Annotated in this window: 17 protein-coding genes; 11 read left to right on the top strand and 6 right to left on the bottom strand. The window is 45.8% G+C overall.

Annotated elements, in window-relative coordinates:
* Window position 1: 1 nt before the first annotated feature.
* From HWY38_RS03285 to HWY38_RS03255, 7 genes are all read left to right on the top strand, one after another.
* Window positions 2-1,132 carry a tetratricopeptide repeat protein gene (locus HWY38_RS03285; protein ID WP_003151195.1) on the top strand — a complete coding sequence of 377 codons (1,131 nt, stop codon included), beginning with the start codon at window positions 2-4 and terminating at the stop codon, window positions 1,130-1,132.
* A gap of 122 nt (window positions 1,133-1,254) precedes the next feature.
* A complete protein-coding gene (locus tag HWY38_RS03280; RefSeq protein ID WP_003151196.1) occupies window positions 1,255-1,734 on the top strand; it encodes a hypothetical protein in 480 nt (159 codons plus the stop codon).
* Window positions 1,735-1,807: 73 nt separating this feature from the next.
* Window positions 1,808-1,996: a CsbD family protein gene (locus HWY38_RS03275; protein WP_003151197.1), complete on the top strand. Its 189-nt coding sequence runs from the start codon at window positions 1,808-1,810 to the stop codon at window positions 1,994-1,996.
* Window positions 1,997-2,349: 353 nt separating this feature from the next.
* Window positions 2,350-2,667, top strand: a complete 318-nt coding sequence (gene ureA / locus HWY38_RS03270) for an urease subunit gamma (protein ID WP_003151198.1) — start codon at window positions 2,350-2,352, stop codon at window positions 2,665-2,667.
* Window positions 2,664-3,038: an urease subunit beta gene (gene ureB / locus HWY38_RS03265; protein WP_003151199.1), complete on the top strand. Its 375-nt coding sequence runs from the start codon at window positions 2,664-2,666 to the stop codon at window positions 3,036-3,038. The genes ureA and ureB overlap by 4 nt, the downstream gene beginning before the upstream one ends.
* Window positions 3,035-4,744, top strand: coding sequence for an urease subunit alpha (ureC, locus tag HWY38_RS03260; protein ID WP_224181260.1), 1,710 nt, complete (start codon window positions 3,035-3,037; stop codon window positions 4,742-4,744). The genes ureB and ureC overlap by 4 nt, the downstream gene beginning before the upstream one ends.
* Window positions 4,745-4,885: 141 nt before the next feature.
* Window positions 4,886-5,290 (top strand): Rrf2 family transcriptional regulator, encoded by a 405-nt coding sequence (locus tag HWY38_RS03255; RefSeq protein WP_224181259.1) that lies wholly within the window; start codon window positions 4,886-4,888, stop codon window positions 5,288-5,290.
* A gap of 354 nt (window positions 5,291-5,644) precedes the next feature.
* Here the strand turns inward: HWY38_RS03255 and xynA are convergent, their stop codons facing one another.
* Window positions 5,645-6,286, bottom strand: a complete 642-nt coding sequence (gene xynA, locus HWY38_RS03250) for an endo-1,4-beta-xylanase XynA (RefSeq protein WP_038460158.1) — start codon at window positions 6,284-6,286, stop codon at window positions 5,645-5,647.
* Window positions 6,287-6,585: 299 nt separating this feature from the next.
* Between xynA and HWY38_RS03245 the strand changes: the two genes are divergently transcribed.
* Window positions 6,586-6,723, top strand: a complete 138-nt coding sequence (locus HWY38_RS03245) for a hypothetical protein (protein ID WP_224181258.1) — start codon at window positions 6,586-6,588, stop codon at window positions 6,721-6,723.
* 37 nt (window positions 6,724-6,760) lie between these two features.
* Here HWY38_RS03245 and HWY38_RS03240 read toward each other — a convergent pair whose 3' ends face one another.
* Window positions 6,761-7,147 (bottom strand): DUF5362 family protein, encoded by a 387-nt coding sequence (locus HWY38_RS03240; RefSeq protein WP_032875973.1) that lies wholly within the window; start codon window positions 7,145-7,147, stop codon window positions 6,761-6,763.
* A gap of 135 nt (window positions 7,148-7,282) precedes the next feature.
* A complete protein-coding gene (gene cls, locus HWY38_RS03235; RefSeq protein ID WP_007407575.1) occupies window positions 7,283-8,731 on the bottom strand; it encodes a cardiolipin synthase in 1,449 nt (482 codons plus the stop codon).
* 220 nt (window positions 8,732-8,951) lie between these two features.
* Here cls and HWY38_RS03230 point away from each other — a divergent pair, with 220 nt between their 5' ends.
* Window positions 8,952-9,389 carry a DUF5392 family protein gene (locus HWY38_RS03230; protein ID WP_014419085.1) on the top strand — a complete coding sequence of 146 codons (438 nt, stop codon included), beginning with the start codon at window positions 8,952-8,954 and terminating at the stop codon, window positions 9,387-9,389.
* 31 nt (window positions 9,390-9,420) lie between these two features.
* Here the strand turns inward: HWY38_RS03230 and HWY38_RS03225 are convergent, their stop codons facing one another.
* Both HWY38_RS03225 and HWY38_RS03220 read right to left on the bottom strand, forming a co-directional pair.
* Window positions 9,421-9,870: a DUF5362 family protein gene (locus HWY38_RS03225; protein ID WP_032875976.1), complete on the bottom strand. Its 450-nt coding sequence runs from the start codon at window positions 9,868-9,870 to the stop codon at window positions 9,421-9,423.
* A complete protein-coding gene (locus tag HWY38_RS03220; RefSeq protein WP_087920810.1) occupies window positions 9,867-10,358 on the bottom strand; it encodes a GNAT family N-acetyltransferase in 492 nt (163 codons plus the stop codon). The genes HWY38_RS03225 and HWY38_RS03220 overlap by 4 nt, the downstream gene beginning before the upstream one ends.
* Window positions 10,359-10,496: 138 nt before the next feature.
* Between HWY38_RS03220 and HWY38_RS03215 the strand changes: the two genes are divergently transcribed.
* Together HWY38_RS03215 and HWY38_RS03210 are read left to right on the top strand one after the other, a co-directional pair.
* The gene (locus HWY38_RS03215; protein WP_007614325.1) at window positions 10,497-11,366 is read left to right on the top strand and encodes a M23 family metallopeptidase; all 870 of its coding nucleotides are present in this window, start codon (window positions 10,497-10,499) and stop codon (window positions 11,364-11,366) included.
* Between the two features lie 91 nt (window positions 11,367-11,457).
* Window positions 11,458-11,880, top strand: coding sequence for a VanZ family protein (locus HWY38_RS03210; protein WP_007407570.1), 423 nt, complete (start codon window positions 11,458-11,460; stop codon window positions 11,878-11,880).
* Window positions 11,881-11,896: 16 nt separating this feature from the next.
* Here the strand turns inward: HWY38_RS03210 and HWY38_RS03205 are convergent, their stop codons facing one another.
* Entirely contained in the window at window positions 11,897-12,472 is a 576-nt protein-coding gene (locus HWY38_RS03205) for an undecaprenyl-diphosphatase (protein ID WP_003151220.1), read from the bottom strand.
* Window positions 12,473-12,585 lie beyond the last annotated feature (113 nt).

Genomic DNA, 12,585 nt, shown 5'->3' with positions numbered 1-12,585 from the left:
CATGACCGCATACGAGATTCCGTCATCTCAAGTTGGAGTCAAGATCAACAAATGGTACAAGCACATTTTAGCGTTTCAAGCGGCTGATGCCATAAAGCTGAAAGAGGAAATTGATGAGGATATACAACGTATGGAGGAAGACCAGCTGCTGCTGTTATATTATCAGCTGATCAGCTACCGCCATCATATTATGCTTGATTACGTCAAGCCGGAATGCACCGAACAATCACAGATTCAGTACAGCGAGCTGCAAAAGACGATCGAAAGCACGGACAGCATATCGGGACTGTCTGAGTATTATTTCCATTTGTTCAGAGGGATGTATGAATTCGATCACAATAACTATGTTGCGGCTATTTCTTTTTACCGGAAAGCGGAAAAACTCCTTTCATTTGTCGAGGATGATATAGAGAGGGCGGAATTCCATTTCAAGATGTCTGAAGTGTTTTACGTCATGAAGCAGACTCATTTTTCCATGAATCACGGGATTCAGGCGCTGGATACGTATATGAAACACGATTTTTACAGAGTGCGGAGAATTCAATGCCATTTCGTCATTTCAGGAAACTACATCGACTGCAAAAACTACGACAAAGCGCTTGAGCATTTAGACGAAGCCCTCCGCCTTTCTTTGCTTGAAGGACAGCCCCGCCTGATCGGGTCTTCGCTTTACAATCTGGGGAATTGTTATGCTGAAAAGCGGGATCTGGATGAAGCGGCCCGGTACTTTAGAAAAGCGGTTCCCGTTTTTGAAGAGCATCAGCTTGAACAGCTTCCGAAGGCGCTGTTCAGCTTAACGCACACCCTTTTCAGGCTGCATGATGATCAAGCGGCCCTCACCTATTATGAAAGAGGGATCATGATCGCGAAAGAACGCGGCGACCGATTCAGTTTAGAGAAGTATAAGTTTTTACAAGCGCTTTATTTGGAGTCACTCAATATGGATTTAATCCATGAAGTGTTTGACTATATGAATGAAAAATCGCTGTATGTGTATATTGAAGATTTCGCCTTGGAGGCCGCCGTTTACACAAGCGCACATGAGCAATATAAAGAAGCGGCGTATTTTTATGAAAAAGCGATTCGCATGAGAGAAAACATTCAAAAAGAACAGTGTTTATACGATATATAATTTTTCTTAACCATCTGATCAGCAGATGGTTATTTTTTTATGCACATCAGGACGTTTGATCATAGAAAAAATCGGAAAAATCGCAAAAGAGGGAAAAAAGTACGATGGGAAGGAGGGATTTGTTGTTCGGATTTAATGATATGATAAAGTTTTTCGTTTCATTTCTCATCATTCTCCCGATGGTGTCTGTCATCCATGTGTCGGGACACAGCTTTATGGCCATGCTGTTCGGAGGCAAGGCGTCGTTGGATATCGGAATGGGGAAACGTCTTTTAAAAGTAGGGCCGATTCAGGTTCGGCGTATCTACTTCATAGATTCTTTCTGCAAGTTCGGCGAATTGCGGATAGATAACCGTCTGACGAGCGCGCTCGTCTATTCCGGAGGCTGTCTGTTTAATCTCGCTTCTATCTTTTTAATAAATCTGCTGATCATAAAAGATTTCCTAGAGCCAAACTTATTTTTTTACCAATTTGTCTATTTTTCAACTTATTATGTTTTCTTTGCTCTTCTGCCCGTGCAATACGGGGATAATAAGCTGTCAGACGGATTGGCCGTTTACAAAGTGATCCGCTACGGGGAACGCTGTGAAATCAATAATTGAGAGTTGAAATGTTTGCTATCAGGCTGAAAGGGAAGAAAACAAGTACACAAAAACAAAAGGAGCTGAAGAGATCATGAGTGAAGATAACGGTTTAAAAGACAAAGTAAAAGGCGGCATGAACAAAATGAAAGGGGAAGCAAAGGACAAAGCAGGCGACATGGCAAACAAGTCCGACTTAAAAGCGGAAGGGAAAAAAGACAAAGCGAAAGGCAGCCTGCAAAAGGGTGTCGGTAAAACGAAAGATAAACTCAGTGATGATTAATTTGATCGTGAAACACAGCAAAAGCCCAAAATATTTTGGGCTTTTTGTTATGAGAAATGACAAAAATTCCAGTTCGTTTGGTTAATATTCACTAAATTTTTAAATATTCTATAAATTCCCCGGCGATTTCTTTATAATATTCACAAAGAATGTAACCTTTCTTCACATTTAATTAAACGTTTGTTGAAGAAAAAAATGAGAAATCGGTCATTTCTGCAAAAGGAATCGGGCCGTTCACTGTCGAATAACTTTTATCACTTAACATTTCATGAGGTGAAGGGGGTGACGGCCGCCTGCATCGTTTCGGTATGACCATGCGGATTGTGTTTGACTATCACTAAGGGGGAATACAGATGAAACTGACACCGGTTGAACAAGAAAAATTGCTTATTTTTACGGCGGGAGAGCTCGCTAAGCAGCGGAAGGCGCGCGGCGTTCTGCTGAATTATCCCGAAGCCGCCGCATATTTGACCTGTTATCTGATGGAAGGCGCGAGAGACGGAAAAAGCGTTGCTGAGCTGATGGAATCCGGCCGCAATGTATTGACGGAAAAAGACGTTATGGAAGGCGTTGCGGAAATGCTGGACAGCATTCAGGTGGAAGCGACGTTCCCGGACGGGGTTAAGCTTGTCACCGTTCATCAGCCGATCAAAGCGGAGGTGAAGTCATGAAGCCGGGAGCGATTCAAGTCGCAAAGGGGACCATCACCATTAACGAAGGCCGGAAGACGCTGGAGGTGTCAGTCACCAATAACGGAACGCGGTCAGTGCAGGTCGGATCGCATTTTCATTTTGCCGAAGCCAACGGCGCCCTTTCCTTCAATCGGGACAAAGCCATCGGCATGCGCCTTGATATCCCGTCAGGCACATCTGTCCGTTTTGAACCGGGAGAAGAGAAAACCGTCACGCTCGTGGAAATCGGAGGGCGAAAAACGGTCAGAGGTCTCAACGGCATGGCCGATACGTACATGGATGAGCGGGGAAAAGAGAAGACGCTGTCAAATCTTAAAAAAGCCGGATGGATGGAGGAGGCGATCCGATGAAAATGTCGCGTGAGCAATACGCAGAACTGTTCGGACCGACAACGGGAGACAAAGTCAGACTCGGAGATACGGATTTATGGATTGAAGTCGAAAAAGATTTCACGAATTACGGGGAAGAAATGATTTTCGGCGGAGGGAAAACAATCCGGGACGGCATGGGGCAGAACGGGCGTATCACCGGGAAAGACGGAGCGCTTGATCTGGTCATTACAAACGCCGTCATCCTGGATTATACCGGAATCGTCAAGGCGGATATCGGGGTGAAGGACGGCCGGATTGTCGGCGTCGGGAAAAGCGGCAACCCTGATATGATGGATGGGGTGGACCCGCACATGATTATCGGTGCCGGAACAGAAGTCATTTCCGGCGAAGGGAAAATCGTAACGGCCGGCGGGGTGGATACGCATATCCACTTTATCTGCCCGCAGCAGATGGAAGTCGCGCTTTCTTCAGGCGTGACTACGCTTCTCGGCGGCGGAACAGGTCCTGCGACGGGAAGTAAAGCGACGACTTGTACATCCGGTGCATGGTACATGTCGAGAATGCTGGAAGCGGCCGAGGAGTTTCCGATCAACGTCGGTTTCTTAGGAAAAGGGAATGCATCCGATAAAGCGCCGCTGATCGAGCAGGTGGAAGCAGGAGCGATCGGCCTGAAGCTGCATGAAGATTGGGGATCAACGCCAAGCGCCATTAAAGCTTGCATGGAAGTCGCGGATGAGGCGGACATTCAGGTGGCGATTCACACAGACACGATAAATGAAGCGGGCTTTTTAGAAAATACGCTTGATGCGATCGGCGACCGGGTTATCCATACATATCACATAGAGGGAGCCGGCGGAGGCCACGCACCGGATATTATGAAACTCGCATCTTACGCCAATATCCTGCCGTCCTCTACGACGCCGACGATTCCATATACCGTCAACACGATGGACGAGCATCTTGATATGATGATGGTCTGCCATCATTTAGATTCAAAAGTGCCTGAAGACGTGGCGTTCAGCCATTCACGCATCAGAGCGGCCACCATTGCGGCGGAGGATATTCTGCACGATATCGGCGCGATCAGCATGACGTCATCTGACTCACAGGCGATGGGCAGGGTGGGAGAAGTGATTATCCGGACATGGCAGGTGGCCGATAAAATGAAAAAACAGCGCGGCGCTCTATCAGGAGAAAATGGCAATGACAATGTGCGCGCCAAACGCTATATCGCCAAATACACGATCAACCCGGCCGTCACTCACGGCCTGAGCCATGAAGTCGGTTCCGTTGAAAAAGGAAAGCTCGCCGACCTCGTACTATGGGACCCGGTTTTCTTCGGCGTCAAACCTGAACTTGTGCTCAAAGGCGGCATGATCGCCCGCGCCCAAATGGGAGATCCGAATGCTTCCATTCCGACGCCTGAACCCGTGTTTATGCGGCAGATGTACGCATCATACGGTAAAGCAAACCGAAATACCTCTATTACATTTATGTCCCAGGCCGGTATCACTAACGGTGTGCCGGAAAAGCTTGGCCTTGAAAAAATGATTTCTCCCGTACGGAATATCCGTAAGCTGAGTAAGCTCGACATGAAGCTGAATGACGCGATGCCGAATATACAAGTCGATCCGAAAACCTATCAGGTGTTCGCCGACGGAGAAGAGCTGGCATGCCAGCCCGTCAGCTATGTTCCGCTCGGACAGCGTTATTTCTTATTTTAATCCCTCTCCGGCCGGTTTCCCGCCGGCCTGTTTACACCTCTATTGCCAACTTGATTTCATCCTGCCGCCCGTTTTAGTGTATATTAGTAGTTGACAAACAAATGAAATGTAACCATTGTGGTTACAACGGTGGTGAAAAACATGATTAACAGCCGTCTTGCTGTGGCCATTCACATTCTATCGCTGATCTCAACGGATGAACGGGCGTCATCGGACATGATTGCGGGCAGCGTAAACACCAATCCCGTCGTCGTGCGGAGAACGATCAGCCAGCTGAAAAAAGCGGGTATTCTGACATCCCGGGCGGGTGTTCCGGGAGCCAGCCTGAAAAAAGATCCGTCGGAGATCACCCTCTTAGAGGTTTACAGGGCGGTGCAGAATAGGGAAGAGCTTTTTGCGGTTCACGACAATCCGAACCCCGACTGTCCGGTCGGCAAAAATATTCAGCGCGCGCTCGATGAGACGTTCGGAAGCGTACAGCGGTCAATGGAGAATGAACTTGCGAGCAAGTCCCTTTATGATGTAATGAATCATCTCTTTTGTTAAAAAGAGATGGGTTCATGCCGCTATTGGTGTAACAAAAATGGTTGCAAGTGATAATGAGGAAACCACGGTTTTGGCTCCATATTGAGGCAAGCCTGGATGCGGGGTTGCGATCTGTTTAATGAACTAAAGGAGGTGGTAACCGGGATATTTTTATTTTGCTTAAGGCTTATGTGAAGGTGTCTGTTGTAAGCGGGTTACCGAAAAATGACGGCACTCTTATTTTAATACGCGAAAACTGATGGAGAATATCCTGCCTCCAGCAATGCCGAAACCGTTCGCCTCTTAACAATCATTATAAAATTTCTCAAGGAACGATCAGCAGCCCGTTAGCTGCCCCTAATTAAAGATGAGCTGTTACCACACTGTTACATTAGAACTTCCGCTGCTTTTATATCCTTCTGTCGCTAAGACTTGATAAGCCCAATTACTGCCCAGATTCATTCCATGGCTCTTCCAGGCGTTAACATGATTGCTGAAAGTGATTGTAGCGTTGCTTCCGGTTGGTCTCTTCGACTGGCGAACACTCCAGTACTGCGTAAAAGTAGTGTTATCGCCATCAATGGAAGGTGCGTTATAACGTGTCGTTGTATATATGTCATAAGTACCCCCATCACTCTTTACAGTACCTTTATACGTTCCGGTAGGTCTGTAAGTACCCCATGAATCCACTACATAATATTCGATGAGAGGTGCTCTCGTCCAGCCATATAAAGTCAAATATCCATTGCCATTCGGCGCCCAGACTCCGGCATTATAGTTTATTGTTCTAAATGGCGAGCCTGTAGTCCAGCCTTTACCAACAACGAAATTTCCGGTATTAGACCAATTAACACTGTAATTCCCGCCAGATCCATTGACTGCGTTGACTGTTCCGCCCCCATCAGTCCAATTTTGCCAGTAATCTGTGCCAGCTGCAGAGGCGGTTGCCGAAAACATGCTGATACTCATGAAAGCTGCCGTTAATCCAACTAAGAATTTCTTTTTAAACTTAAACATATGTTACCTCCTATACTATTTTTTCTGACTTTGATATGAGGCAGCACTCGTAAATATTTAACGAACGCCAACGCTTTTGATCGTTCCTTTCAATATAATAGCATGAATACATGAGTGAATATTAAGAACAATTGTAATTTAATTACAAAGGCCCAAAAAACTGTATGATAAGCGGTCTTGTTCCACCATGGCTTTTATCCTTATTTTGCAGAATCACAATTCTTGCTTCTAAACCTGATCAGGAACAGTCGAACAATTGAGTGATTTCAGTTGAAACTCTGAGGAAAAGCTTTTTTGATGTGACGGCGACAGTCTGGCTGAAGCCGGAATGTCTGAAAGAATATCTGCAGACAGCGTTTCAGCTGCGCCATTATGCCATCGCTGTATTGGCAAATCCAAAGCAGAAAAACTTTCCCGTTGTCGAAGAAGCGGAATAAGAAAAAATCCCGGGCGGATGCGCCGGGATTTTCCTTTTTAATATGTATTGGCATCAATATTATTAAACACGCCGTCCATGATGCCGAGCGTCATGAGGACAATGAAGAGAACAATACCAAGAACGGACAAACCGACCGTCACAATCAGGTAGATCCCCTGCATTTTCACGAACTTTGCATAATTCTCCAGCATATGTTCCTCTGTCAGTTCATTGAACTGCTCCGCCATCTGTCCCGCTTCATTTGCCGAGCGCATCAGAAAAATGCCGGCAATGATCTGCAAAACGCCGGGAATGGCTCCGATTAAAAAGAAAAACGCGCCCGACAGCGCCGCAAACGCACCCATGATAATAAATAAAATACCTGTCGCTTTTCCCCATTTCGAAATAGAAATAAGCGAACGATTCACTGATTCAGGTTTCAAACTATGGCACTCCTTTACAAAAAAATACTCACTTTTCATTTATACACTATTCGGTCATTCTTTTGAATATAAAATGTGTTTTTTCGTGCCGTGCCCGTTTTTATATTAGAAAATTCCCGAGAAATACCCCGGGAATTACAAAATCGGCGAAAGAAGTCTTGAAATTGATTCTTTAATGCGGATCCGCAGCGAACGCTCCTGATATTCTTCATACGTATATTTTCTGGAGACGAGCAGATCTTCTTTAAATGAGGAAATGAGTTTTTTCGCGATGGTGACGTCATAAATAAAGGCGTTGACTTCAAAATTAAGTCTGAAGCTTCTTACGTCGATATTCGCCGTACCGACTGAAGCCGTCTCATCATCGACGACAATCGTTTTTGCATGAATAAAGCCGTTGTCATAAATGTAGACTGAGGCTCCGGCTTTCAAAAGGTCGCCGATGTAAGATAAAGTCGCCCAGTAAACGAAAGCGTGATCCGGCTTGTTCGGAATCATGATTTTGACGTCGATGCCTGACAGACAGGCGATCCTGAGGGCATCTAAAAGACTTGAGTCAGGAATAAAGTAAGGCGTCTGAATCAGGATTGACCGTTTGGCCGTTGAGATCATCTTGATATAGCCGTTTTTAATTTGTTCCCATTCTGAATCCGGTCCGCTCGTGACAATCTGCATCCCGACATTGCCCTTCGGCTCGCATTCCGGAAAATGATTCGGAACGTATGTGAGCGTATGATGATGGGAGGCTTGGTTCCAATCGAGGATAAACCGTGTCTGAATGGCGTGTACCGCCGTGCCTTGAAGCCTGAGGTGCGTATCGCGCCAGTAGCCGAATTTCGGATTCAGGCCGAGATACTCATCTCCGACGTTAAAGCCGCCGACATAGCCGGTTTCGCCGTCAATGATGACGAGCTTGCGGTGATTCCGATAATTGAGCCGCAAATTAATCGGACGAAGCCTGGAAGGAAAAAAGACTTCCACATGGCCGCCGGCGTCCCGCAGCGGTTTGAAGAATTTTTTTCTGAGTGATCTTGAACCGAGTTCATCATATAACACTCTGACTTTTACGCCTTCGCGTGCTTTTTTCACTAAGGCATCGCGCAATTTTTTTCCCAGTTCATCACCTTTATAAATATAGTATTGAAGGTGAATGTGATCTTTTGCGTTGGAAATGTCCTTCATTAAGCGTTTGAACTTATCGCGCCCGTCCGTCAGAATCTCCACCGAATTATCCTCTGTAAAGACTGCGTGGTTGTTCATGACAAGCATATAGATGAGGTCTTTATTATCCACAGTCGCTCTGTTGTTAAATTGGAATTGCCTCGACTTCAGATCTTTCAGCTGAGACTTCAGCAGCTTTTCAATCCCGATTTTTTTACGGTCTTCCCATTGAAACAGATGCTTGCGTCTCAGGTTATGGCCGAATAACAGGTATAAAATAAACCCTAAAATGGGAATAAAAAAAAGAACCAAGAGCCAAGCCCATGAAGCGCTGGCATCGCGTCTTTCTTTGAAAATCATGATGACGGCCAAAAGTATATTTAAAACGAAAAAAAATCCGAATAAAATAAATGAAATGCTCACTTTGCAACCCCGCTATATCATATTTATCAAGACTGTGCCCATTAGTATTCCGACAAGTGCAGCAATCTGATTCCCATTTCAAATTATAACATTGACATTTTGAAAGAATAAAGAGCCGGAATCAAAGATGAATGCAGTTTTCTTTCAAAGAAAGTTCCGGGTGCGTTAAAATATGCATATATGAAAAAGAAGACAAAAATGACAGCAAAGGGGAGAGGGCATGAAGCTGGAGCATGCGGAACAATTGCCGGGATTCATAAAAAAAGAAATTCAGAAAATACAAATCGCCATTGCGCCGCTGATGAAAAAAAGCATCATTTACCGTTTTCTTGCTTTCCCGCTCGCCGCTTTTAGTCTGTTTCATCTGGCATCGCTTTTGATTCAGGCCCCTTCCGGGAGAGGAGCTCTCGTGTCGGCCGGCATTTTTGCACTCCTTGCGGCCTTGGGTCTTGCGTTGTTTAAGGAAGCCGGCTATCAGCGGAAACAGGTGCAAAAAACGATCCGTCTTTATATGCTGAACAGAATCAGAAAAAGCGATATTCTGTCCGAGGAACGGAAAAGCGCCTATACCCGGCTGATTGCCGAGGAGCCGTCTGCGATGAAGAGCTTTATTGAATTTTTAACGGAAGAAGACCGGAAAAAAGAAATGCTTTATTAAAAAAGAGCTGACGCGCGATCAGCTCTTTTTGTCATTCAAACACCGGGTCGTTCTCATAGTAATATGAATCAGGCGTGTCATACGTATCAGTGCTGTGATAAGCGATAATTCCGATGACAGCGAAGATGACGACTAAAATAAAAGCGAGAATGCCCAATACCACACTGGATGCCGCATAAAAAAACTGCATTTTGATAAATGACGCGTAATGTGCAAGCATATTTTCTTCCGCGTTTTCTTCTAGTCCTTCCTGAAGAGCGGCAGCCGCTTTTGCCGAGCGCATCAGCATGACGCCGGAAATGATGAGCAGAACCCCCGGAATGGCTCCAAGCAGCGTCACAATCGCTGACAGAGCGGAAAGAGAGCCCGTGATGATCAGAAACACGGCGGTGATCTTTCCCCATTTGGCGATGTCGGCAAGGGAACGGGTTTTTTTATTGAGCGGCTGGTTTTCGTCTTTGTCTTTATCGATGGTGATCATGACAGTTCTCTCCCTAAAATGTTCAAGTCATATCGTTTTCCGTCCATTTCGGCGATACCCGGGAATACGCCCCATTCGGTAAAACCGAATTTTTCAAACAGCTTAATGCTCGGCACATTATGTCCGAAGATAAAAGCCATCAGGCTGCGGATGCCGATTGCCGGAGCGAGTGCCAGGGCTTCTTTCAGCAGAAAGCTTCCTGCTCCTTTGCCGCGGCAATCCTGATGCAGATAGATGCTGATCTCCGCCGTTTTGTCATAGGCCGGACGGCCGTAAAACGTTTCAAAGCTGATCCAGGCCGCCACTTTGCCGGTTTCATCTTCCGCGACCATCAGCGGGCGCCGGTCCGTGTGCCGCAAAAACCAATCCATCCGGTCTGCGGGCGTCACTTCTTCCGTATCAGCCGTTACCATTCGTGAGGCAATCGTCGAGTTGTAAATGGCCACCACCGCATCTAAATCCTCCAATACGGCTTTGCGCAGGGTCAAATTCATATTCCGGGATCTCCCTTCACATTTCATTACATAAATAAGTGCAATCTGCACATACTATTTCCAAAAAAGTTTTTTATGGATGTGTATATATTTTCAGAAAAGTGTTCAGAATGTTGCTGAGGTGATGAACAAATGAGAGAGGAAGAAAAGAAAACTTCTCAAGTCAAAAAACTTCAGCGGTTTTTTCGCAAACGCTGGATATTCCCTGCAATCTACTTAGTCAGTGCGGCCGTCATTTTAACAGCTGTCCTTTGGTATCAATCCGTTTCGAATGATGTGAAGGACAATCTGACGAACAACGGCGGAAACTCCGCGTATGACAGCGGCAAAGACGATGCCGTCGAAGTAGGCAAGTCAATGGAAAACGTCGCAATGCCGGCTGCTCATTCTGAAAATGTTTCTGTTGTGAAAAAGTTTTATGAAACTGATGCCGCAAAAAAAGAGAAAGAAGCAGCACTTGTTAACTATAATAACACGTACAGCCTCAGTAAAGGAATTGACTTAGCTGAGAAAGACGGAAAATCATTTGATGTTTCTGCTTCTCTGAGCGGTACGGTTGTTAAAGCTGCTAAAGACCCGGTACTGGGGTATGTGGTTGAAATTGAACACTCAGACGGCCTGTCTACTGTCTATCAGTCTTTATCTGAAGTCAGCGTGGATCAGGGCGACAAAGTAAAGCAGAACCAGGTCATCGGTAAATCCGGAAAAAACCTTTACAGTGAAGAAAGCGGAAATCACGTGCACTTTGAAATCCGCAAGGACGGCGTAGCGATGAACCCGCTCAATTTTATGGACAAGCCGGTAACATCTATTGAAAAAGCGGCGGCTGAAGAGAAAAACGCTGTGACAGAAGAAACGGAAGGGGCAATTCAGCAATCTTCCGAGAAAAAAGATGTGACGCCTAAAAAAGAAACCGAAGAAAAACCAGGTGACAAAGAGGACGGCACAAAAGACAAGACAGATGGTAAAGATGACGGCTCAATGAAAGATTCGGGCAAGTAATCTTGATCCCAAAGCGCCTATCAGCTCTGATAGGCGCTTTTCATATTGCCGCATGTGCCTTTATACTAGTAGAAAACGAAGGAGATGCTGAATGAATAAATGTCTGGCGGCCGGGTGGCTCGTCTTTGTTTTCGTTTCTGCTTTGACTGAAAGCTTTCACGATATGATTGTGTCGCAGACGGTGTCCTTTCGTTTCACGCCCCATCCGGATGTGTCCGGTTTCTTTGTGTTCGATATGGCGGAGCTCGCCATACCGGAGGCGGCGATTCAAAAGCTTGGGCACGCGTTTTCATTTTTTGTGCTCGCCTATTTGTTTTTCAGGGAGCGCAGGCGCATGAAGAGGGCGGTGCTGTATGCATTGGCCGCCGCTTTCCTGACAGAAATCGTCCAGCTCTTTTTCGGCAGAAACGGATGCCTCCGCGATGTGCTGATTGACAGTCTCGGCATTGCCGCATTCTGTGCTTTACAAAGGAAAAAGCATACAGCCAAACATACAAAAACCGGCAGTCTGTGACAGACGCCGGCTTTTTTTATATATTATGGTTTGTCGATTTGCTTTTATGAACGATACTTTCATAGATTCGCACGATCAGATCGACAATCGGACGAAGCACATTTGAAAATCTGAACAGCAGGAATCCGACAATGAGGGAAACGATAATGCTTCCGAGCACATCGATCGGATAATGGTGGCCGACCCAAATTCTTGAGAAGCCGGTCAAAAGGCCGAAAATCACAAGCGGCCAGCCGAGTTTTTTGTTGCGGAACAGAATCGCAATTGAAATCGCCAAAGCGCCTGTCGTATGGTCACTCGGAAATGAAGCATCCGCGGCATGAGGGATCAGCGTATGAACCGTATGCTCGACAAAGGGGCGCGGCTCGACATAGACTTTCGTGATGAGGTAGTTGATGATAAGCGCCGCAACACCCGTGAAGCCCGCGTACAGGGCGTTTTGTCTGCCTTTTGTGCTTCCGAACAGCCACATGGCAAGCAGGAAAAGGGCGTAGGCGTAAATGGCGTATTCCGTTATAAATACCATGATAGAGTCGAGAATGGCGCTATGGTGCGACAAACCATTGATCGCTTTAAATAGTTCGTAATTCACAAATATCACCTTTTATCTTTATTTTATATGAACAGTGTAATGCTTTTTTCTATGAGACACAATTGGTATTAAAAATAATCATAAAAAAGTAAACAGAATGAAACGTGACTGTA

Source organism: Bacillus sp. KS1 (assembly GCF_020075515.1).
GTDB classification, from domain to species: Bacteria; Bacillota; Bacilli; order Bacillales; family Bacillaceae; genus Bacillus; species Bacillus velezensis.
The sequence above is the reverse complement of the archived record's forward strand: the minus strand, read 5'-3'. Positions and strand labels throughout refer to the sequence as shown.

Coding starts and splice junctions, on each gene's coding strand:
- HWY38_RS03215 (WP_007614325.1), top strand. CDS start 10,497: ATGAGAGAGGAAGAAAAGAAAACTTCTCAAGTCAAAAAACTTCAGCGG.
- ureA (WP_003151198.1), top strand. CDS start 2,350: ATGAAACTGACACCGGTTGAACAAGAAAAATTGCTTATTTTTACGGCG.
- HWY38_RS03225 (WP_032875976.1), bottom strand. CDS start 9,870: ATGATCACCATCGATAAAGACAAAGACGAAAACCAGCCGCTCAATAAA.
- HWY38_RS03210 (WP_007407570.1), top strand. CDS start 11,458: ATGAATAAATGTCTGGCGGCCGGGTGGCTCGTCTTTGTTTTCGTTTCT.
- HWY38_RS03285 (WP_003151195.1), top strand. CDS start 2: ATGACCGCATACGAGATTCCGTCATCTCAAGTTGGAGTCAAGATCAAC.
- ureC (WP_224181260.1), top strand. CDS start 3,035: ATGAAAATGTCGCGTGAGCAATACGCAGAACTGTTCGGACCGACAACG.
- HWY38_RS03275 (WP_003151197.1), top strand. CDS start 1,808: ATGAGTGAAGATAACGGTTTAAAAGACAAAGTAAAAGGCGGCATGAAC.
- HWY38_RS03230 (WP_014419085.1), top strand. CDS start 8,952: ATGAAGCTGGAGCATGCGGAACAATTGCCGGGATTCATAAAAAAAGAA.
- HWY38_RS03255 (WP_224181259.1), top strand. CDS start 4,886: ATGATTAACAGCCGTCTTGCTGTGGCCATTCACATTCTATCGCTGATC.
- xynA (WP_038460158.1), bottom strand. CDS start 6,286: ATGTTTAAGTTTAAAAAGAAATTCTTAGTTGGATTAACGGCAGCTTTC.
- ureB (WP_003151199.1), top strand. CDS start 2,664: ATGAAGCCGGGAGCGATTCAAGTCGCAAAGGGGACCATCACCATTAAC.